At 54.7% G+C, this 20,561-nt stretch carries 16 protein-coding genes; 13 read left to right on the forward strand and 3 right to left on the reverse strand.

The features are described 5' to 3' along the window. Positions 1 to 13 precede the first annotated feature (13 nt). Both BLV48_RS02025 and BLV48_RS02030 read right to left on the reverse strand, forming a co-directional pair. The gene (locus BLV48_RS02025; RefSeq protein WP_254774946.1) at positions 14 to 1,711 is read right to left on the reverse strand and encodes a GspE/PulE family protein; all 1,698 of its coding nucleotides are present in this window, start codon (positions 1,709 to 1,711) and stop codon (positions 14 to 16) included. 33 nt (positions 1,712 to 1,744) lie between these two features. After that, positions 1,745 to 3,559 (reverse strand): PglL family O-oligosaccharyltransferase, encoded by a 1,815-nt coding sequence (locus BLV48_RS02030; protein ID WP_091822305.1) that lies wholly within the window; start codon positions 3,557 to 3,559, stop codon positions 1,745 to 1,747. Positions 3,560 to 3,848: 289 nt separating this feature from the next. On the opposite strand from BLV48_RS02030, the gene BLV48_RS02035 reads away from it, so the two are divergent. From BLV48_RS02035 to BLV48_RS02095, 13 genes are all read left to right on the forward strand, one after another. Then, a complete protein-coding gene (locus BLV48_RS02035) occupies positions 3,849 to 4,712 on the forward strand; it encodes a response regulator (RefSeq protein WP_091822308.1) in 864 nt (287 codons plus the stop codon). 32 nt (positions 4,713 to 4,744) lie between these two features. Then, positions 4,745 to 5,110: a response regulator gene (locus tag BLV48_RS02040; protein WP_091822311.1), complete on the forward strand. Its 366-nt coding sequence runs from the start codon at positions 4,745 to 4,747 to the stop codon at positions 5,108 to 5,110. Between the two features lie 12 nt (positions 5,111 to 5,122). Beyond that, positions 5,123 to 5,647, forward strand: a complete 525-nt coding sequence (locus BLV48_RS02045; protein WP_091822314.1) for a chemotaxis protein CheW — start codon at positions 5,123 to 5,125, stop codon at positions 5,645 to 5,647. A gap of 94 nt (positions 5,648 to 5,741) precedes the next feature. Further along, positions 5,742 to 7,487, forward strand: coding sequence for a methyl-accepting chemotaxis protein (locus BLV48_RS02050; protein ID WP_254774947.1), 1,746 nt, complete (start codon positions 5,742 to 5,744; stop codon positions 7,485 to 7,487). An 11-nt stretch (positions 7,488 to 7,498) separates the two neighbouring features. After that, positions 7,499 to 11,182: a hybrid sensor histidine kinase/response regulator gene (locus tag BLV48_RS02055; protein ID WP_254774948.1), complete on the forward strand. Its 3,684-nt coding sequence runs from the start codon at positions 7,499 to 7,501 to the stop codon at positions 11,180 to 11,182. Between the two features lie 182 nt (positions 11,183 to 11,364). After that, the gene (locus tag BLV48_RS02060; RefSeq protein ID WP_091822320.1) at positions 11,365 to 14,160 is read left to right on the forward strand and encodes a monovalent cation/H+ antiporter subunit A; all 2,796 of its coding nucleotides are present in this window, start codon (positions 11,365 to 11,367) and stop codon (positions 14,158 to 14,160) included. Continuing rightward, on the forward strand, positions 14,160 to 14,525 hold the full coding sequence (locus BLV48_RS02065) for a Na+/H+ antiporter subunit C (RefSeq protein WP_091822323.1): 366 nt from the start codon (positions 14,160 to 14,162) through the stop codon (positions 14,523 to 14,525). Before BLV48_RS02060 ends, BLV48_RS02065 begins: the two co-directional genes overlap by 1 nt. Beyond that, on the forward strand, positions 14,522 to 16,030 hold the full coding sequence (locus BLV48_RS02070) for a monovalent cation/H+ antiporter subunit D (protein ID WP_091822326.1): 1,509 nt from the start codon (positions 14,522 to 14,524) through the stop codon (positions 16,028 to 16,030). The genes BLV48_RS02065 and BLV48_RS02070 overlap by 4 nt, the downstream gene beginning before the upstream one ends. Next, positions 16,027 to 16,521, forward strand: coding sequence for a Na+/H+ antiporter subunit E (locus tag BLV48_RS02075; protein ID WP_091822328.1), 495 nt, complete (start codon positions 16,027 to 16,029; stop codon positions 16,519 to 16,521). Before BLV48_RS02070 ends, BLV48_RS02075 begins: the two co-directional genes overlap by 4 nt. Then, positions 16,515 to 16,784 carry a K+/H+ antiporter subunit F gene (locus tag BLV48_RS02080; protein ID WP_091822331.1) on the forward strand — a complete coding sequence of 90 codons (270 nt, stop codon included), beginning with the start codon at positions 16,515 to 16,517 and terminating at the stop codon, positions 16,782 to 16,784. The genes BLV48_RS02075 and BLV48_RS02080 overlap by 7 nt, the downstream gene beginning before the upstream one ends. Positions 16,785 to 16,792: 8 nt before the next feature. Beyond that, positions 16,793 to 17,170 carry a Na+/H+ antiporter subunit G gene (locus BLV48_RS02085; protein ID WP_091822334.1) on the forward strand — a complete coding sequence of 126 codons (378 nt, stop codon included), beginning with the start codon at positions 16,793 to 16,795 and terminating at the stop codon, positions 17,168 to 17,170. After that, positions 17,163 to 19,133 carry a bifunctional tRNA (5-methylaminomethyl-2-thiouridine)(34)-methyltransferase MnmC2/FAD-dependent 5-carboxymethylaminomethyl-2-thiouridine(34) oxidoreductase MnmC1 gene (gene mnmC, locus BLV48_RS02090; protein WP_091822337.1) on the forward strand — a complete coding sequence of 657 codons (1,971 nt, stop codon included), beginning with the start codon at positions 17,163 to 17,165 and terminating at the stop codon, positions 19,131 to 19,133. The genes BLV48_RS02085 and mnmC overlap by 8 nt, the downstream gene beginning before the upstream one ends. Before the next feature lie 42 nt (positions 19,134 to 19,175). Continuing rightward, positions 19,176 to 19,835 carry a CBS domain-containing protein gene (locus BLV48_RS02095; RefSeq protein ID WP_091822339.1) on the forward strand — a complete coding sequence of 220 codons (660 nt, stop codon included), beginning with the start codon at positions 19,176 to 19,178 and terminating at the stop codon, positions 19,833 to 19,835. Here BLV48_RS02095 and BLV48_RS02100 read toward each other — a convergent pair whose 3' ends face one another. Then, positions 19,836 to 20,540: a DUF4126 domain-containing protein gene (locus BLV48_RS02100; protein ID WP_091822342.1), complete on the reverse strand. Its 705-nt coding sequence runs from the start codon at positions 20,538 to 20,540 to the stop codon at positions 19,836 to 19,838. It abuts the gene before it with no gap. Positions 20,541 to 20,561: the final 21 nt, after the last annotated feature.

Consider the following 20,561-nt stretch of genomic DNA (forward strand, 5'->3'; position numbering starts at 1 on the left):
AAGAGACATTCAATCAGAACTGCTGTTCGCTGTTTTGATCCTGCGTAACCCTTAGCACCTCTTCAAGAGACGTCACACCCGTTACAACCTTTCGCAAGCCATCCTCATAAAGCGTCAACATACCGTTCTGACGAGCTAAGGTATGGAGACTTGCCGCATCAGACCCCGCGATGACAGCCTTTTGTAACTCTTCGTTCAGGACAATCAGCTCATGAATCGCAACGCGACCACTGTAACCCGTTCCTTGGCAGTGTTCACACCCATGACTGGTGTATATGTGATGCTGATGCTCTGGCATCCAACGACTCAAGCCCGAAGACTTTGCGACGGCAGGCTCAAGTTCTGTTTCCACTTTACAGTGAGTACAGAGTCGACGTACGAGCCTTTGCGCCAAAACCCCATTTACGGATGACGTTATCAGATAACGCTCAACTCCCATATCTTCAAGGCGTGCTATCGCCCCAGAAGCGGTATTGGTATGCAGAGTCGATAGGACCAGATGCCCCGTCAAAGCGGACTGCACCGCAATCTGGGCCGTTTCTGAATCTCGCATCTCACCGATCATGATGATATCCGGGTCTTGACGCAGAATAGAGCGCAGCGCACGTGCAAAATCCAGTTCAATCTGTGGCTGTACCTGAATCTGGTTAATGCCGTTCAACTGGTATTCCACCGGGTCTTCAACCGTTATGATCTTGAGCGCCTGAGAGTCCAGTGTGGCCAGAGATGCATACAGCGTCGTGGTTTTGCCCGACCCTGTTGGCCCCGTCAGCAGCAACACTCCATGAGGTCTGTGCAGCAGCTCCTTGTACGCCGACAGAACATCATCACTGAACCCCATACTCTCAAGGCTCAGTTTGATACTTTGACGATCAAGAACACGCATCACGATACTTTCGCCGTGCACTGTCGGTATCGTCGACACCCTAAGGTCCAGCTCATGACCTTTAACGCGCGTCATGATACGTCCATCCTGGGGCAGACGCCTTTCCGCAATATTCAGATGGGCCAGCAACTTGATACGAGAGGCTATGGCGGCCGCCTGCTCCAGGGACGGAGGATCAGGCATCTCCTGAATCACTCCATCTACGCGATATCTCAGGTGAAGACCATCATCAAAAGGCTCGATATGTATATCGGACGCTCCCATATCAAGGGCGCGATGTATAATCTGGTTGACCTGCCGAATGACTGGCGCTTCACTGGCCAGATCTCTGAGATGCTCAATGAACTCTTCATCACCGCCAAAGCTGTCAAAAGCCTCATCCGCCTCACCCTCAACAGACTGCTGCTCCGCATAACGCTGCATCACTGCGATGATATCGGTTTCAAGTCCCAGCTTTAAAACAACCTTGGCACCGGAAGCCAGCGCCAATGCGTGAGAAAGATACTGGCTCTGGGGCTCGGGGCACGCAACCTGCAACTCTCCCGACTCGTTACTCAGCACAACCATTTGGTGGCTTTGGAGGAATACGCTCGACACCCCGGCTACAACAACAGGCTCTTCAGGGTACTCAGCCGCATACACGCGATGAACATCAAGCTGCGTACAAAGAGCAACAGCAACATCAGACTCTGAAACCAGACCCAGCTTAACCAGCACCTGGCCAAGCAGACCACCCATTTCCTGTTGCGCAACCAGTGCGCGTTCCAGATCTCGAGCACTGATTTTTTTACTGGCAACCAGCATTTCGCCCAAACGTATATTCACCATCAACACCTTAGTCAGCAAGCTCGAAGTTCATCATTTCCCAATCAAAATCTGGTGATAGAGCTGGGACAGCTTTTTATTGCCAGGGTATAAATAAAGCCCTCTATTAAGGGTTTCAAGTGCATTACGGTTCAAACCCAGATTGCGGTAAGCGAGCGCAATAGCATGAATGGTTGAAGTCTCCGGTTCTTTCTTGACGTACATTTCAGACCATTCAATAAATTCTTTGGTCCAGTGATTGGTCCTATTCCTGAGATCTTGATTCAACAAAACCTTCAACCTCAACATCGTGGCAAATTCACCAAAGTAAAGATTATCACCAGCAGCTTCCAGCTTTTTCATATCAAGCTGCTTATACATAAAGAAATGGTTAATATCACGACTTACCGGAATGGTCGTGATGCAGAAATAGACCAACAAGACCGACCAAACACCCATACCGAATACCACCGGCATCACCACAGCCGTTTTCTCACAACGCACTGCACAGGGTCTTTTATACGACAGAGTCAAGTACACAATAAAAATAAAGAGCAGCCAATGATATACCGAACTATAAAAAGGCAGCTCAACCTGAGTATGCACGGCAATCGGGACAAGCAGCGCAAACATAGCGCCCCCTCTTTGCCAACCGAGATTGAACAGGGCGGTCATAATGACAACTGCAACAGCCAATATCGCCAAAAGCGCAATAGCACCACCCTCAACACCCCACAAAAGCAATTCATTGTGTGGATGCCCGTATCGGTTGGGGCCGATTAGTGGCTTACCATCTCTTGCTGCCATGTACTCAGCTGCACGCTCGTGAAAAACGCTCTGAAATGTACCTATTCCATGGCCGTAAAAAGGCTTGTCACTCATCACATCAAAAGCAACGCTGTACACGTGAGGCCTGACATCACCCTCCCCCTGGAAAAGACGCTGAATTTTCCAAAGCGTGCGATCAAACGCCGTAGAGCCGCCCCCACCCGATGCGTACATGCCGATACGATCGGGCAAGGCTGCCAACTGCATCGATTCAGGGACTCCCCCCCCCTTCTCAGTGAGCTTTATATCCTTGGTTAGTACAGTTAAATCCTGCATGCCGACACCAACACCGACCACCAAGGCCAAAATCGCACCTGCGGCTGTAGTCTTATTCCGATACAAGACTTTTGCTCTTGACAGGAACAAAACCGGCAGCGCCAAAACGGCAGCCAGTAGCCCAATACGTGAACCACTTGAAACCACAACTGCCATACCCAACATGATTGTCAGAACACATATGAGTTTAAGTACTGCATTACGTTTTGAGAAACCTGGCGTTGTCATGATGAACAGCGACAGCAAAACACCTGTCAGCACAGCGCTTACATTGACATTGGCCTGCTGAAAAACCCCAATAATACGCGGAGTTGTCATATGAGGTATCCACCCAAGCAAGATCTGCCCCGGAATAGCCTGCAGCACACTGACAACAGAGAATAATAGTGTCGCGAAGACAAAAATGTATACTGCATTTTCTTTGGTGCGACGCCCAAGATCAAACTGGTAAATCGAAATAAAAAACAAGACACCCGATAGCACATACCCGATTCTGAACAGCAAATCTTTCGGGTATGGAACACCATTTACAATAGTACCCGCGGTAAGCCCAAGTGGTAGCAACAAAAACCAAATATAATATTTAGGCAAAACAAGATTACGATTGATAACCGACTTCACAGCGGCACTTATAATAACGACAGCCACAACACCCCAAAGCCAAATATTGTATTCCTTAAGAAGGGGGTCATAACCGGTATTTGGTGTAAAATACAACGATAAAAAAGCGATCAAGGCCATCAATATAAGAAAGAGTTTATTCACTGCTCACATCCTGTCTGAATCCAAATGCCCAACCGCTCAATACACTTACACCACTACTGCCAGGCAACAGGCCAGCATGATAGCGGTTAGCCCTGCATCCGTACAGGCGCAGCAACAATGTCACTCCCCGAAGACACTATCATTCAACAGCACTACAATTATCCACCACACTGTTGCCATCTTCTGTCTTATGCTTTAAAAACCCATATCAATCGGTTGATACAAAAGCACGACAATAATAATCGTTCTGACTCCTACTGGTAGAGCGACCGACGAGCAGGGATAGTACATGAAGATAGGGACGCTGGGTTTCCCCTCTGATCAGCTGAAAAAACTGGAAAAAATTCTCAGCCTGTCAAAACGGCCGCTTGTGCTCGTCAGTTTTGATCAGAATGAGTTGCCCGACCTTCTTCTCGTGTTCGGGCCAGAGCACCTGCAGCAACCGGCGGTTTCAGAGCTGCCGCAGGAGTATCACTCTCGAGTGATACTGGTCAGCAAAACCCGCCCCAATGACAGCAGCTTGCCTCACATCAAATCACCCCTGATCTCATCCCGCGTCATCCGCACACTGGAACAGTACCAGCCGTTTGAACCGTCACTCTCAACACCTGCAGCCGAACCCGCTGAAAGGCCACTTTCTGAGCCGGATGCCATTGATCTTGATGTCCAGGCGGAAACGGAGAACCCGTTCAGCAAATACGACGCCCGAATCGCTGAGGTCCAGAAGCTGAAAGATACCGCCCCTGAGGCGGTGGCTGATGCGTCCTATGCCGTTCTGGTCGTGGACGACAGCCACCCAATGCAGCAGATGCTGGCCAGGGAACTGCAACAGCTGGATCATCCAGTAAATCTGGACTTTGCCGATGATGGTGAATCGGCTCTGGCCAAAGTGGCCGACAACCATTATGACTTTATTTTCCTCGACATCATGATGCCTGGCATCGATGGTTTTGAGACCTGTACTCGCATGCGATCCATGCCAGCATTGAAGAAAACACCGATCATCATGCTGTCATCGAAAACATCTCCTCTGGATGAGGTCAAGGGAATCATGGCTGGCTCTTCAACCTACCTGACCAAGCCCATCGAGCATGCCGAGTTCCAAAAAGTGATCCGGCGTGTTTCCCGCTGGGTCAGCGAATTCAGAAAATAACGCGTTTCATCTACCGGAGTAAGATATCTGCCATGGCCATCAACAAAATCCTGATTGTGGAAGACGATCCTGTTCAACAACAGCACCTGCAAACCATTCTTCAGACAACCGGCGCCAAGATTCTTGTCGCCGAAAACGGCCAGCAAGGCATCACCCTGGCTGAGCAGGAAAAGCCCGATCTGATATTCATGGATATTGTAATGCCCGAGGTGGACGGCTTTTCTGCCTGCCGGCATATCACCAGCGCCGAAAGCACCCGTTCTATTCCGGTCGTTATCGTATCCAGCAAGCACCAGGAGGCAGACCGGGTTTGGGCGCAGTTACAGGGTGCGAGTGCACTGGTCGCCAAGCCGTTTTCTGATCAGGACATACTGGATCAGGTCAAGGCCTTCAGCTGACAGGAGAGCATCATGGACGATATCAACAGTACGCTTGACCGACTGCTGCAAGCCGACATGGCTACAACGGCAGCAGCATCTGGTGAGATTCGTCACGGCTTCAGCCTTAGCGGCCATCATTTCCTTTTACAGCCAGGTACGTACTGCGAACTGGCGGCAAAGCAGAGCATTTGCGCCTTGCCAGACTGCCCCGACTGGTTTGCCGGGTTTATCAATCATCGCGGCCATGCCGTTCCTGTCTATGACCTGGCACGTTACCTTGACACGAACACTCCCAGGGCAGAACAGAAACGAGAATTCTGGATTCTGCTGCTGGATGCTCACCCCAATACAGCAGGATTTATGATTCCGACTCTGCCAACCGTGTTAACAGACCTCTCCTCTGTCGAACATCTCAACGCCACCGAGCAGCCCGCAAACCTGTCACCCTTTATCAGCCAAGCATGGCAACAAAACGGGCAGCGGTGGTACGAAATTGACCACACGGCGCTGCTGAACCATTTAAAGCTGCAATTTCAACCCTCCAAACAACAATAAAAAGCCAACAATACGTTTCAAGGGAACAGATATGACTTCTTCACGGAACCTGCAAGGCATACGGATAAGCACCAAGTTTGCGATAGCAGGCATTATGCTGCTCATCTGTATGGTAGCCATCGCAATTGCCTACTACCGTACTATCGTTATTGATGAGGAATCGCAACGCATTGACGCTGAAACCCGTGCCGTGTCGAATGTCGCTTCCGTTTTGACACAGCAACTCAATGAAGCACAGCTGGCATTTACGCGGGCTCGCCTGACCCTTTCGGTGGCGTCTCTGAATACGCTTGAAAACAGTACTCGAGCCTTTTTTATTCAACTTGAGAAATTACCGGCACTGTTGACCAATTTGCCCGGGGGCGATGAGTTGAAAGATCGCCTTTCTACACTGGACATTGAGCATGCTCTGGCAGAGCTGAATGCCGTTAAAGCCTCGTCAGCCCCACGCAAGGAGCGGGTACTCCGACTGCAAAAGGCGTTCGGCCCCATTTTTGCCACGCTGCAGCATGAAAACATCGTGTTGAAACTGCTGCCGGACATCTACAGTGCTGAAGCCATTGCCCAACGCAACGAAGCCAAGGCGGAAATGCTCAAACTGTTTCTTGGATCATTGCTGCTGCTCAGCTTCGCCCTTATCGCCGCCATGGCAATCGTCAAGCACGGCGTTCTGGATCCGATTGCCAAGCTCTACGCCACTGTAAATGCGGTACGCAATGGTGATACCGATGCACGTACAGAGTTGGAAAGCCGCGATGAACTTGGACAAATGGCAAGCGTACTGAACAGTTTGCTGGATGAAAAGGAGGCGGCAATTGCCCGCCAGTCGGAAGAAAACAAGAAACTGAACGACTCAATCATTCAGCTGATTCAGAATGTATTCAAGATCAGTCAGCGCGACCTGACTGTACGCGTACCGGTTGCAGAAGATATCACCGGTGCAGTGGCGGACTCCATCAACCAGCTGACCAACTCGATTGAAAACGTATTGCGTGAAGTCAGCGCGGTTACCTCTGAGGTCAACAGCACCTCGGTACAGGTTAAAACACAGTCGGAAGCGGTGCTTCTGCACGCCAGTAAAGAACAGGAGCAGATCAATGAAACACTGCAAGGCCTTGATTCAGCCATTCAGGCGATGCAACTGATTGCCAAATTGGCAGCCGTTACCAACAGTGCCTCTCAAAAGGCGATCAATACGACAGAAAATGCCAAGGAATCCGTTTCGGCAACAGTAGCCAGTATCAACAAGATTCGCCAGACGATCCATGAGGCCGAAAAACGCATCAAGCGTCTGGGAGAACGTTCACAGGAGATAGGCGGTATTATCAGCCTGATCAACAACATTTCCGAACGAACCCATATTTTGTCATTGAACGCCAGTATGCATGCCGCTTCGGCAGGCGAGGCCGGCCGCGGTCTGATGGTTGTTGTTGATGAGGTGCAGCGATTGGCTGAAAACTCACGTGAAGCGACCGCCGAGATCGAAAGCCTGGTTAACAATATTCAGTTGGAAACTGCTGATACCATTCACGTCATAAACACCGTAATTGAAGATGTGGTATCCGGTACACGATTGGCCGAACAGGCGGGTGAACGTATGGAAGAAACCCGTAAAACGACCCAGTCTCTGGTTGAGTCCGTGGTACGTATTGCGCAAAGCGCAACCGGCCAGGCAAAGCTGGCCCAGAATCTGCGCCAGCGTGCTGGCAGCATTAACGACTTCACACACGCAACCAATACCGAGATGCTGCAGCAGAAACAGTTGTCTGAACGACTGGTTGGCGCGGCCGATGAACTGCAGCGCTCCATAAGCGTATTCAAGCTGCAGCAGGCCGAGTAAAGGGGGTCGTCATGGACCAGACCACAAGCACGACGGCTCTTGAGTCGCTGCAGCAACTGATTGAGTGCCTTCAAACCGACAGCGGGAGTGAGCCAGACAGTATCAGCGAGCAAATGAATCAGCTGGCAGATCTGTTTCACGATCTGGGGATGCCGGGGTGTGGCGACCTGTTGGCCCTGCTGGCAGAGCAGATCGAGGCTGAACAGGGAGCAGCTCTGAACCCGGACCAGGCAGAGAGTGTGCTGCACCAACTGGGCCTGATCTTGAATGCGGACACGCCGAAAAGCCTGTTGGAATATGTGCAGCAGGCGCATTTAACAGACGCATGGGACTCGCCACTCGACCCACAGGATCTGGAGTTACTGCCACAGCTGTTGGAAGAAGAATGGCCACGCCTGCGTCGCCTTACAACTCCTCTCGAAACAGCTGCCGCGATCGCGGCTCAAGCTGACATGGACAGCTGCACGCCTTCAGAACAGTTATTGAACTGCTTTGAGCACGCTGACGACCCAGAGGCACTGGCCGAGGGGCTGGCTGAGCTGAGTGAAACACTTGCTGCGGATTCGCCGGTATTAGCGGACCTGGTGGCCCTAGCGGCCGAACGGGTTGAGGGAGTAAAAGCCCTTCATGCCACTCCCGTTCTTGAATTACAGTCTGCATTGCAACAGCTGCTGCAACACCCTGACCAACAGCGGGCAATCAGTATTCTGGATCTATTGCTCGACCCACGCTGGCCAGAACCGCTGGACCCGAGTGAACAAAAGGATCAGTTAGAGCTTATTCAAGAGACGTTGCCCGCCGCCCCCGAGGGGCCCGAAAATCACACACAGGCCGATGCAGATCCATTCATTGATGAGCACCGAAGTGACGACCGCTTTTGTGAGGTGGACATGTCGCTGCTGGAGCAGGATGGCCCCGCCGTAGATCCGGGCATTATGGCCATGCTGACGAGTTCACTGCAGGCATTGGAGCTGCAGTGGCAACAACCACCCAGCGACACTATGGCACTATTGGAGACCAGCCTGGACGCCCTCCAACCCTTGAGCCGCGCCTGCGCTACCGTCAATCTGACTGGAGCCCAGTTGCTGCTGCAAGGTCTTGGCGCCAACCTCCACCTCTTTCGCCAGCATCCGGAACAATTTTCCGACTATAACCGCACCCACTTTGCCCACTGCCTCAGCACTTTGCATCAACACCTGGAGGCGCCGGCCGACAAGTTGATCCGAGAAGACCTGATTGATTGCCTCAGTGATGACTGCCTGCCTATTCATACTGACCCCCAGCAGTCCGCTTTTATTTCAGGACTGCTGGCACTAACCAGTCTCCGATCACCGGACCAAATAGAACTGCAGACCGCCACAGCAGACGATATTGACCTGAGCACAGGTGATGAAATAGATCTTCAGCTGATGGATATGCTGTGCGCCGAGTTGCCGCTTTTGGTGGATGAGTTCCAGCTACAGCTGCAAACTGTGATAAGTGACCGAGATGTCAACGGTTTGCTGGGCGCTCAACGTGCCGCACACACCATCAAGGGGCTGGCCAACATGGCAGGCATACGCGGCCTTGCCAACCTGACTCATCATCTTGAAGACATTTTGGAAGTATTGACCGATACCTCCACGCTCCCCGGTGAGCAGCTGTCACAGGACCTGACGGATGCATCCGACTGTCTGGCCCAAATGAGCGAAACTGTAACCGAAGGCGGTCAACTGCCTGAAACCGCCTTGATCCAGCTACAGCAGTTGATGAACTGGTTTTTCAGGTTGCAGACAGAGGGGGTTGAGTGTGCTTCGGCAGCACTCGACGATGCAGAGCGCCACCGTCGCCGCGAACAGGCCGAGCTTCAGGCAGCTGAGCCGCAGCTCAACACTCCGGCTCAGCAGGAATCTCGTGACAATAACCAGATACGCGTTCCGGTCGGTATCCTCGACAATCTGTTCCGTATCACCGGAGAGTCAAGCACGCTGAACGCACAGCTGGATGACAGCCTGCTGCAACTGCGCCGCCTGACCCGCTCCAACCGAGACCGCCAGCGTGTACTGCAGACAGTGATGTTTGATCTGGAGCAGCAACTGCATGACCATTTCACCCTGACACCTTCCATGCAGGAAGGTGACACGGATTTTGACCCGCTGGAGATGGACCGTTATCACGATATGCACGCGACCTTGTCGCAACTGCAGGAAGCCGTTGCCGACGTACGTGAAGTTGACCATCAAACAGCTCAGCAACTGAGGCAGCTCACTGAACTGCACGTCGCTCAGGCCAACTTGCAGAAAGAGTCTCTGGAAAACGTACTCAACACCCGATTGGTGCCTGTCAGAAGTATCACCTCTCGCATGCAACGCATCATGCGACAAGCCTGCCGAGCCTCGGGCAAGCAGGCGCGACTTGTAATTGAAGGTGAAAGCGTAATGATGGACAGTCAGATCTTGAATCAGCTGGCTGACCCTTTGATGCACATCATCCGCAATGCCGTAGATCATGGCCTGGAAACACCGCACATGCGGTTCGAGGCTGGCAAGGATGAAACCGGCACACTGAAAATCAGTTTCAGCCAGCGCCAGAGTAAAGTCCAGGTCAGTTGTGAAGATGACGGCGCCGGTATTAACCTGCAACGCGTACGTGAAATTGCCGAGCGCAAGCAGTTGATTCAGCCATCCTCGGTATTGAGCGATGCTGAAATCCAGCGCTTGATTCTTGTGCCCGGTTTTTCAACGCGGGACGAAATCAGCCAGCTGTCCGGTCGCGGTATCGGCATGGATGTGGTCTATCAGCAGGTTTCCCGCATGCAGGGTACACTCACCATTCATTCACAGACGGGCAAAGGCACCCGGTTTGACCTGTCGATGCCGGCATCCTCCCTCCTCGTGCACACCCTGCTGGTACGTTCGGGCAACGGAAAAATCCATGCCTTGTCCAGCCACAGCATCAGCAAGAACCTGCTTTCACTTGACGGGCAGCTGCAGACACATAATGAACGGCCCGTTTTCGTTACGGCAGATGCAGAATACCCTGCCTATACCCTTGAAGGCCTGACGGGTGAAGCCGTTCCGGATTATGCCGCCATGCGCATACACCCTGTCGTACTGGTACAGCTTGATCAGGATGAGGAAGCAGCCGTATTTGTACCTGAAATACTGGCGCACCGAGAGCAGGTCTTCAAATCGATGGGAGAGCATATACCCGACATCCCTGGCATTCCGGGCGTGACCATTCTTGCCAACGGCGAAATCGCTCCCATTATTGACCTGCAGGCCCGCGTACGTCACCGGCACTCGGTACTGGCAACGGCTCTGGAATCGCCTGATGTCAACCTTGACCTGCACTTGCCACGCTTGCTGGTTGTTGACGATTCACTCAGTGCACGCAAAACACTCGAGACATTGCTCAGCGACAGCGGCTACGATGTCACCACGGCCATTGATGGACTGGATGCACTCGACAAGGTGCGCGCCAACCCGCCCGACATGATTTTGACCGACCTGGAAATGCCCCGCATGAGTGGCATGGAACTGGCGGCCATTGTACGCAACAGCCAAAACTTCAATGATATCCCCATCATCATGATAACCTCCCGCTCAACACGCAAGCACCGTGGCGAAGCCGAAGCCGCAGGTGTTTCTGCCTACCTGACCAAGCCCTGGACAGAAACGGCTGTGCTTGAACAAGTACAACAGTTCCTGTTCTGAACTTTTCTGACATCAAGGCGGTCTTTTCACTGGCACACATGTTGCTGGAAAGTCCGCCCTGCTCGACCGCATTTGGTGGACTCTGGAGCCGTCAAAAGGTATAAATTACTCTCATTCAGCGCATATTTCATCGACCGCTAATACATGAATTCACCCGCTACCGACCGGAGCACGCCCAGCAGATGAGCCTATTCTGGATTCCGTTATTACCCCTGATCGGCACCCTGGTCCCCCTGTTCACCGAACGCTTCGGTCGCAGCGCCTGTGCATGGTTCACTGCCATGTTGCCGGCACTGTCACTGTTTCTGGTACTGCAGGCCGTGCCGCAGATATTTGCCGGCGAAACCCTGCAGCAAACGTTCAGCTGGATACCGGCGTTGGGTCTGGAGCTGTCGTTCCGGCTCGACGGCCTTGCGCTGCTGTTTCTGCTGCTGATTCTTGGCATTGGTCTGCTGATCATTTTGTATGCCCGCTATTACCTCTCGCCCCAGGATTCCATGGCGCGCTTCTATGCCTACCTGATCCTGTTCATGACATCGATGGTCGGCATCGTGACATCCAACAACCTGCTGCAGCTGTGGATGTTCTGGGAGCTGACCAGTATCAGCTCCTTTCTGCTGATCAGTTTCTGGCACCACAAGAGCGAAGCGCGCAAGGGCGCCCGCATGGCCTTGACGGTTACGGGTGCCGGGGGGCTTGCCCTGCTTGCAGGCCTGCTGCTGGTCGCTCATATTGTCGGCAGCTATGACCTCAGCGTGGTACTGGCCAGCGGTGATACTTTGCGCGAGCATGCAGCCTACCCGGTTGCATTGATTCTGGTTCTGCTCGGTGCCTTCACCAAGTCGGCCCAGTTTCCATTTCATTTCTGGCTGCCACATGCCATGTCAGCTCCCACACCGGTCAGCGCCTACCTCCACTCGGCTACTATGGTCAAGGCAGGCATCTTCCTGCTGGCTCGCTTCTATCCGGTTTTGTCCGGTACCGAGCTCTGGTTCCTGACCGTCAGCCTGACTGGCCTTGCCACCCTGCTGCTGGGTGCCTATATCGCGCTGTTCAAGCATGACCTGAAAGGGCTGCTGGCCTACTCCACCGTGAGCCATTTGGGCCTGATCACGCTGTTGCTGGGCATGGACACCGAACTGGCCGCCGTGGCAGCCGTGTTTCATATCATCAACCATGCCACATTCAAGGCATCGCTGTTCATGGCCGCGGGGATCATTGATCACGAATCCGGTTCACGCGACATGCGCAAGCTGAACGGTCTGTGGCATTACATGCCGCATACTGCCACGCTGGCGATGGTGGCAGCAGCATCCATGGCCGGTGTACCTTTGCTCAACGGCTTTCTGTCGAAGGAGATGTTCTTTGCCGAGACGCTGCATCAGGTAGCTCTGGGCTCACTGTCCTGGATGGTACCGGTACTGGCGACGCTGGCGGGTATTTTTGCAGTGGCTTACTCGATGCGCTTTATCCATGACGTGTTTTTTAACGGCGAGCCGATCGACCTGCCCAAGACACCCCATGAACCACCGCGCTATATGAAAATACCGGTCGAGATTCTGGTAACACTGTGTCTTCTGCTTGGCATTTTCCCCGGCTTCATCGTGGGCGGGCTACTGGAGTCCGCATCCTCAGCGGTGCTGGCCGGCAATGTACCGGAGTACAGCCTGTCGATCTGGCACGGCTTCAACCTGCCATTGCTGATGAGCATCATCGCACTGGCTGGCGGCCTGATGATCTACTATAACCGCCGTCATCTGTATCAGTTCCAGGCCCAATTCCCTGAAACCGATGCCAAGCTGGTGTTTGAGCGCATCATTCAACAGATGGTTCGCACGGCTCGCAGTATCCACGACTTCCTCGAAAACGGTTCTCTGCAGCGCTACATGTTCCTGTTGCTGCTGTTTGCACTGGTTTTGATGGCAGGCCCGTTGATGGACCTGAATACGACAGCCGGCCTGCGCCCTCACCTGCCGATTGATGCAGTTGAAATCACGGCAGCCGTGCTGCTCTGCCTCAGTGCACTGGCGACGGTGGTGTGGCACCGCAAGCGTATGATTTCACTACTGACCCTGTCGGTGGTCGGTCTGATCGTGTCCATTACCTTTGCCCGCTTTTCGGCGCCGGATCTGGCACTTACTCAGCTTTCGGTTGAGGTGGTGACCGTAATCCTGCTGATGTTGGCCCTGTTCTTCCTGCCACAGAAGACGCCCAAGGAATCCTCCCCCAAGCGAGTGGTCCGCGATCTGGGTATTGCAGCCATGCTCGGTGGCATCATTGGCACCATCAACTATGCGTTGATGACCCGACCACTGCACAGCATCTCTGACTTTTTCCTGGCCAACAGCAAAACCGGTGGCGGTGGTACCAACGTGGTCAACGTGATTCTGGTGGATTTCCGTGGTTTCGATACCCTGGGTGAAATTACGGTACTGGGTATTGCAGCTCTGGGTATCTATAAACTGATCGTACGCATGCGGCTCTACATGCCTGCCGGGGACGAGAGTGGCCGTGCCTGGGCCAGCGACCGTCACCCCATGATGCTGGCCGTCATTTCGCAGAGCCTGCTGCCCTTGGCCCTGCTGGTGTCGGTTTACATTTTCTTGCGCGGCCATAACCTGCCCGGCGGCGGCTTCATTGCGGGTCTTGTTACCTCTGTCGCTCTGGTCCAGCAATATGTTGCTCATGGGGTCGACTGGATCAAAGAGCGCTTGAAGGTCAATTACCAGTGGCTGATTGCCAGCGGTGTGCTGATCGCCACCCTGACCGGAATGGGCAGCTGGGTCTTCGATCGCCCGTTCCTGACATCCTGGTTCGACTATTTCAGTCTGCCCTGGATCGGCGAATTTGAACTGGCCAGCGCCATGCTGTTTGATCTTGGGGTTTACCTGACCGTTGTGGGGGCTACCCTGTTGATCCTGGCCAATCTGGGCAAACTGACTACCAACCATCGACCCACTTTGCCGGAGTCTGAATAATGGAAGCCGTATACGCGACCTGTGTCGGCCTGCTGACCTTTTCAGGGATTTTCCTCTGCCTGCGGGGCAGAACCTTCCCGGTGGTGCTCGGCATTACACTGCTGTCCTACGCTGTCAATCTGTTCCTGTTTTCCAGTGGGCGTTTAAAGCTGGATGGTGCGGCCATTCTTGGTACCTCTTACAGCTACGCTGACCCGCTGCCACAGGCGCTGGTACTGACGGCCATTGTGATCGGTTTTGCCATGACCGCCTTTATCGTCATTCTGGCCATGCGTGCCCGTGCCGACTTGGGCAATGATCATGTGGACGGCCGCCTGCCACCACAGCCCGAAACCAAGGCCCGCAGCCGTAAGGAGAAGGCATGACCGCACACCTGCCCATTTTGCCGATCCTGATTCCCATGATTGGCGCCCTGTTGCTGCTGTTGCCTCCATTGTGCGGCAGTCCGGATCGGCAGCGTGCAGCCGCTCTGCTCTTTTCGGCATTGACACTGCTCGTATCCATCCTGCTGCTGCAGGTTCAGCAACAGGGGATTCAGCTTTACGTTCTGGGCGACTGGCAGCCTCCATTCGGTATTGTGCTGGTCGCTGACCGCCTCTCCAGCCTTCTGGTGCTGTTGACCTCGGTGTTGGGGCTGGCCTCGATTCTGTATGCCTGCGCCGGCGATGACCGCACCGGTTCCTACTTCCACCCGCTGGTACTGTTCCAGATCATGGGCATTAATGGCGCATTCCTGACCGGTGACGCCTTTAACCTGTTCGTCTTCTTTGAGGTGCTGTTGATTGCCTCCTACGCCCTGCTGATTCACGGTGGTGGCAAGCAAAAGACTCAGGCAAGCTTTCACTATGTCGCGCTGAATCTGGTCGGTTCGAGCCTGTTCCTGTTCGCTCTGGGCATTCTTTACGGCACACTTGGCACCCTGAACATCACCGACATGTCGACCAAGATTGCAGCGCTTTCCGGAGGTGAGAAGACCCTGGCCCGTGCCGGTGGCCTGTTGTTGCTGGTGGTATTCGGCCTTAAAGCCGCGATGCTGCCGCTGCATTTCTGGCTGACACGTACCTATGCGTCGGCCAGCGCCCCCGTTGCTGCGCTGTTCGCGATCATGACCAAGGTCGGCATCTACAGTATTTTCAGAATCCATACCGTTGTATTCGGCGAAAATGCCGGTGAGCTGGCATTCATGGCCCAGCCCTGGATCTGGCCGCTGGCCCTGCTGACCCTGGTGGTTGGCAGTATTGGCGCACTTGCCAGCCCCAACCTGCGCGAGCTGACGGCCAACCTGGTGGTAATTTCGGTGGGGACACTGCTGGTATCGATCGCGCTGCAGAACGAAGATGCCACATCGGCCGGGCTCTATTACCTGGTCCACAGTACGCTGGTGTGCGCAGCGCTGTTTCTGATCGCAGATCTGATCGGGCAACAACGCGGCAAGGCCGCTGACCGTTTTGTGGTATCTCGTCGCGTACGCCAACCGGCACTACTGGGTGTGCTGTTTTTTGTTGGTGCCATGACAGTGGCTGGCATTCCGCCATTCTCAGGCTTTGTCGGCAAGGTTTTGCTGCTGCAGGCCGCCCACGGCACCACTGAAATGCTTTGGGTATGGCCGGTCTTGCTGATCAGTAGCCTGATTGCCATCATCGCACTGTCACGTGCCGGTACAACGCTGTTCTGGCGTCGCAGCACCGACAAGAGTCAAGGCGAGGTCGCTTCACCCTGGCACCTCGCTGCCGTTACCCTGCTCCTGCTGGCAGCCCCGATGCTTGTGGTTTTGGGTGGCCCAATGACGGAGTATACCCGTGAGGCCGCACACCAGCTGCACTCTGTACCGATTCACTTGCCTGTTCTGCTGCCGGGAGGTCCTTCATGAGTCGCTCATTCTGGCTGCCCATGCCGATACACAGCCTGTTGCTGTTTATCGTTTGGCTGTTGCTGAACAACACGGTTGCACCGGGGCATATTGTACTCGGCGCGTTTCTGTCACTGGTGATCCCCATACTGTGTGCTCCACTCAAAACCGAGCAGCCTCATGTGAGACGCCCTTTGCTGGCACTGAAGTACATTCTCAAGGTGCTGGGGGATATCGTGGTTGCCAATATCGAGGTTGCCATTCTGGTACTGGGACCGGTGCGCCGGCTGCAGCCAGCGTTCGTTGCCGTGCCGTTGGATATTAAGGAAGAGTTGCCGATTACGCTGCTGGCCAGCACTGTTTCCCTGACACCGGGCACCGTGAGCTCGGAGCTGTCGTCGGACCACAAGTGGCTCTATATTCATGCGTTGCATGTGACCGATGAACAGGCTCTCATTGCCACCATCAAGTCACGTTATGAAGCGCCGCTGAAGGAGATTTTTGCATGCTAGACACGGCACTCATGATCGTCAGCGGCATTCTCTGTGTTGCCCTGATTCTCAACCTGTGGCGACTGCTGCGCGGGCCTGATCTGTCGGATCGAATTCTGGCGCTGGACACCATGTATATCAACAGCATCGCCCTGATTCTGCTGTACGGCATGTACATGCGTACCAGCCTCTATTTTGAAGCAGCTTTGCTGATTGCGATGCTAGGCTTCGTCAGCACCGTGGCCCTGTGCAAATATCTGCTGCGCGGCGACATCATTGAATAGGTTTGCATATGACTTTTTGGGTTGAACTTCTGGTATCCATATTGCTGCTGATCGGTGGCTTCTTTGTGCTGGTAGGCTCGGTCGGCCTCATCCGGCTGCCCGACTTTTATACCCGCCTGCACGCACCAACCAAGGCGACCACGCTAGGCATGGGCGGTATTCTGATCGCCTCCATGATCCTGATGACTTATGAACAGGGCTATCTGAGCCTTCATGAGCTGCTGATTACCCTGTTCTTGCTGATCACGGCTCCAGTGACCGCTCACATGCTGGCAAAGACCGCGCTGCACCATGAGAACCGTGCCTTGAAACGCACCCGCTCGCTGCACCTGATGAAACCGGCCCGTGAACAACAGGCGCCCACCGCCGCAAACGAACATGAGTGACCCTCAATCACCACTGCAGCAGGCCGATCTGGAGTGGCAGGATGGCGTGCCGTCATCCACGCTTTTTGACGATATCTATTTCAACCGCGCAGGCGGCGTAGCGGAAACGCGCCATGTTTTTCTGAATGCCAATGCGCTTGAGCAACGATTCAGTGAAGCCAGCGGCGCCCCTTTCGTGGTGGCTGAAACCGGTTTTGGAACCGGGCTGAACTTTCTGTGTTGCCGTGCGTTATGGCTGCAACAGGCTCCAGCAGAGCAGCAGCTGCACTACATTTCCTGTGAGAAATACCCGCTAAGCGCTGCCGATCTCAGGCAAGCTCTGTCGAACTTTTCCGAGTTCAGCGATGGGGCCAAGCAGCTTCTTAAAAGTTACCCACAGCCGGTCGCCGGAGCCTATACCCTCGTGTTTGATGCCGGGCGCATTCTGCTGACGCTGCTGTTTGGGGATGCACTGGAGACACTGCCCCGGCTTGATGCGCGAGTGGATACCTGGTTTCTGGACGGTTTCGCCCCGGCACGCAACCCTGAGCTCTGGAATGAACAGCTGTTCAGTGAGATTGCACGCCTCAGCCGGCCGGGCAGTACCTTTGCCACCTTCACTGCGGCCGGGGTGGTTCGTCGTGGTCTGCAGGAGGTCGGCTTCGAAGTCATCAAGCGCCCAGGCTTTGGCCGCAAGCGGGAAATGCTCAGCGGTCGGATGACCCTCGCCCCCTTTGACGCCACACCGGCAGACACTCCAATCTGGTTTCAGCGCCCGGCCGCTGCCATCACGGACGAGCCGATTGTGGTGATCGGGGCCGGCATCGCCGGTGCTTCCACCGCCTACGCACTGGCATCGCAGGGCTACAGGGTCATCGTGCTGGAACGCCATGCAGCTCCAGCGATGGAGGGTTCTGGCAACCCTCAAGGGGCTCTGTATGCAAAGCTGCCCGCCAGCCCAACCCTACACAGCCACTTTCATCTCAGCGGCCTGATTCATACCAGCGCGTTGCTGGCTACTCTTAGGGAGGAACACCCCGAGTTAGGCCAGTGTTGCGGTGTACTGCAGCTGGCTCTGACCGATAAGGAAGCCGAACGGCAACAGCAGGTCATCGAACAGGCCGCCTACCCCGATTCTCTGGTTCGTGCCGTGGATGCGGCAACCGCCAGTGAGCTGGCAGGCGTCACAACCGGTGAGGGCGGGCTGTTTTTCCCCACCGCAGGCTGGATAGCGCCTGCCCGGTTGTGTGAGTTGCTGCTGTCACACCCCAATATTGAGTGCCACTACAACACGCCCGTTGAGACACTTGAGCGTCGTTCCGGGCGCTGGCACCTGGGCAACAGCGGATTCAGTAGCGAGCAGGTCGTGGTCTGCTGCGCCAGCCAGGCCGTGAGGTTTGATCCACTGTCACAGTTGCCACTCAAACCAATCAGAGGCCAGACCAGTCAGGCGTCTGCACCGGCCGGGCTCCCGCCGCTGAAAACGGTCGTCTGTGGTGAGGGCTATATCTCCCCTCCGCTGAATGGTGAGTACTGTTTCGGTGCATCATTTGTACTGCATGACAGCAATGATCAGGTACGACAGGAAGAGCACCAGCACAATCTGGATATTCTGCAGCGGACTCTGCCAAAGCTGGGCCAGGCCCTGCAGCAGCAGTCGCTTGAGGGCAAGGTCGCATTTCGCTGTAGTACACCCGACTATCTGCCGCTGGCGGGTGCAGTAGCGGACCACGACGCTTTCATCGAGACCTATGCCAAGCTGCGCGATGATGCCCGTTGGCCCTTCACTGCACGGCCTCCGCTGCAGCGTGGGCTCTTCGTGAATGTGGGCCATGGATCGAAAGGGCTGCTCAGTGGTCCAATCTGTGGGCAGTTGATCGCGGCACTGATCAGCGGTGCGCCGTTGCCGCTTGCTGCAGATCAGGTTCGGATCCTTAACCCGGCGCGTTTTATGGTCAAGAATTTGATCCGCAAGACGCTATAATAAGAAGGCCGGCATTATCCGGCACTGGCGGAGTAGCAGTTTATGGCACTTGTCATCTACGATCAGGGGTATCGGATCCAGACACCAGTTGAGTCTCTGTTTCGCCCCCGCGGAGTGGAAGGTCTGACTCAAAGCATCAACAGTGCTGCTGTACCGGGTTCTGAAGACCAGATTCGTCAGCAACAGGATCTTGAGCAGCGCATACAGCTATCAAAGGAGCGCTTTCAGGTTCCCGGTGAAAGTCCAGGCAAGGCTTCGCAGAAAGCCTATCAGGACGCCAGCACCGCCGGTGACAAGCCCAAAAAGCCGCAAGGGCTGCGGGCGGCCCAGATCATGACCAGCCCCGTGCTCACCATTCCGCCGGAAACCAGTCTGCGTCAGGCCTGGGCCTTGATGCAGGAGCAGGAAGTTTCGCATCTGATGGTGGTAGATGCTGACGAACGGGCATTGGGCATTATCTCCATACACGACATCATGCAACGTGGCACTGACTCACCGGTCAGTGTCACTCAGGCCTATCATCGCCAAATGATAGTAGCTTCACCCGACACTGAGGTTTCCAGCATTGCCGCCAGCTTTGTGCGTTACCCCATCGGCGCAATTCCGGTGATAGACCGCGACGAGAAGCTGGAAGGCATTGTGTGTCGCACCGATCTGATCAGAATGCTGATCAATGATGGTCACGTAGAGAGCTGGGCCTGATCAGTCCGGAGGCAGCTGAGGCTTAATGCCTGGACGGGGTGCAGCCGCACGGCGTGCGTCACGCTCCAGATCACCTTCGGGGCTCGGGCTGTCATCTTTCTGGCCCCCAAACAGTCTGGCCAGAAACCCGAACACTTTTTTCACTCCGCGCCAGAGCTTCGGCAACAGCCAGACCAGCAGCAGGATAAACAGTATGAGCCCACCCAAAAACCATAACGGATGGTTAAGGGCCGTCCAAAGCCCTCCGATTACAAGCAGGTCCTCACTGAATGACGCGACCCAATTGCTGACCGGCTCGGGCGAAGTGTTGATCATGACCCGACTGCCCGCCTTGAGTGCATGGCTGCCTGCAGCCACTGAAGCGCCGGTCAGGGCTGCTGCAAGCCCAACAGCTGGGCTCAGATCACCCACGGCTCCCGCCGCCAGAGCAGCTCCTGCAGGGATGCGAATAAAGGTATGCAAGGCGTCCCAGCCCGTATCAACCTCCGGTGTTTTGTCAGCGAAAAACTCAACGCAGTACATGAAACCGGCGGCAATCAGCACCAATGGATCAGAGACTATTTCCAGCCCCGGCGGCAGGCTGATATGGCCCATATTGTTCAGTACACCCAGCATGAGCACCGTGGCATAAAGATTGATGCCACTGGCCCAGGCCACCCCCATCGAAAGGGCGATCAGTGTACTGATCTGATCCAGTTGCTCCATCCACTATCTCCTCGCCGCCGG

It is taken from the genome of Marinobacterium iners DSM 11526, assembly GCF_900107855.1.
GTDB classification, from domain to species: Bacteria; Pseudomonadota; Gammaproteobacteria; order Pseudomonadales; family Balneatricaceae; genus Marinobacterium; species Marinobacterium iners.

What these genes read in the sequence shown, in the direction of transcription:
- BLV48_RS02035 (WP_091822308.1), top strand. Translation starts at nt 3,849, where the DNA reads ATGAAGATAGGGACGCTGGGTTTCCCCTCTGATCAGCTGAAAAAACTG.
- BLV48_RS02040 (WP_091822311.1), top strand. Translation starts at nt 4,745, where the DNA reads ATGGCCATCAACAAAATCCTGATTGTGGAAGACGATCCTGTTCAACAA.
- BLV48_RS02045 (WP_091822314.1), top strand. Translation starts at nt 5,123, where the DNA reads ATGGACGATATCAACAGTACGCTTGACCGACTGCTGCAAGCCGACATG.
- BLV48_RS02050 (WP_254774947.1), top strand. Translation starts at nt 5,742, where the DNA reads ATGCTGCTCATCTGTATGGTAGCCATCGCAATTGCCTACTACCGTACT.
- BLV48_RS02055 (WP_254774948.1), top strand. Translation starts at nt 7,499, where the DNA reads ATGGACCAGACCACAAGCACGACGGCTCTTGAGTCGCTGCAGCAACTG.
- BLV48_RS02060 (WP_091822320.1), top strand. Translation starts at nt 11,365, where the DNA reads ATGAGCCTATTCTGGATTCCGTTATTACCCCTGATCGGCACCCTGGTC.
- BLV48_RS02065 (WP_091822323.1), top strand. Translation starts at nt 14,160, where the DNA reads ATGGAAGCCGTATACGCGACCTGTGTCGGCCTGCTGACCTTTTCAGGG.
- BLV48_RS02070 (WP_091822326.1), top strand. Translation starts at nt 14,522, where the DNA reads ATGACCGCACACCTGCCCATTTTGCCGATCCTGATTCCCATGATTGGC.
- BLV48_RS02075 (WP_091822328.1), top strand. Translation starts at nt 16,027, where the DNA reads ATGAGTCGCTCATTCTGGCTGCCCATGCCGATACACAGCCTGTTGCTG.
- BLV48_RS02080 (WP_091822331.1), top strand. Translation starts at nt 16,515, where the DNA reads ATGCTAGACACGGCACTCATGATCGTCAGCGGCATTCTCTGTGTTGCC.
- BLV48_RS02085 (WP_091822334.1), top strand. Translation starts at nt 16,793, where the DNA reads ATGACTTTTTGGGTTGAACTTCTGGTATCCATATTGCTGCTGATCGGT.
- mnmC (WP_091822337.1), top strand. Translation starts at nt 17,163, where the DNA reads ATGAGTGACCCTCAATCACCACTGCAGCAGGCCGATCTGGAGTGGCAG.
- BLV48_RS02095 (WP_091822339.1), top strand. Translation starts at nt 19,176, where the DNA reads ATGGCACTTGTCATCTACGATCAGGGGTATCGGATCCAGACACCAGTT.
- BLV48_RS02100 (WP_091822342.1), bottom strand. Translation starts at nt 20,540, where the DNA reads ATGGAGCAACTGGATCAGATCAGTACACTGATCGCCCTTTCGATGGGG.